Genomic DNA, 306 nt, shown 5'->3' with positions numbered 1-306 from the left:
GTTTTGTACCACCTGTAGTTGACTGGAAGGGATAACCTTGCCACTGCCTACGGTGACCTTGTCTAACTCAGCCCAACTTGCCCAACCGATAGCGCAACTGAAGAATAGAAGAACGAACCAGAGCAGTAATCTGGCATTTGATGGGGTGTTTAGAAGCAGAGCTGCGGTTTTATCATCCACATACTCTAACTCGGTACGACCGAGATTTTTTAGTTTCTCTTGACTCATAGGCCATCCATTTGCGCATTGAGTGAACGAGGGAAATTGTATCTATAACTAGTCTGATATTATCGCGCTGAGATATAG

At 44.8% G+C, this 306-nt stretch carries 1 pseudogene; it reads right to left on the bottom strand.

Annotation, left to right across the window (positions count from 1 at the left end):
* A pseudogene (locus tag AB4585_RS27720) lies at positions 1–228 on the bottom strand (HlyD family type I secretion periplasmic adaptor subunit); the annotation flags it as partial.
* Positions 229–306 lie beyond the last annotated feature (78 nt).

It is taken from the genome of Vibrio sp. 10N.222.49.C9 (genome assembly GCF_041474985.1).
Classification (GTDB): domain Bacteria; phylum Pseudomonadota; class Gammaproteobacteria; order Enterobacterales; family Vibrionaceae; genus Vibrio; species Vibrio crassostreae_C.
This window is presented reverse-complemented; position numbering and strand designations above follow the sequence as displayed.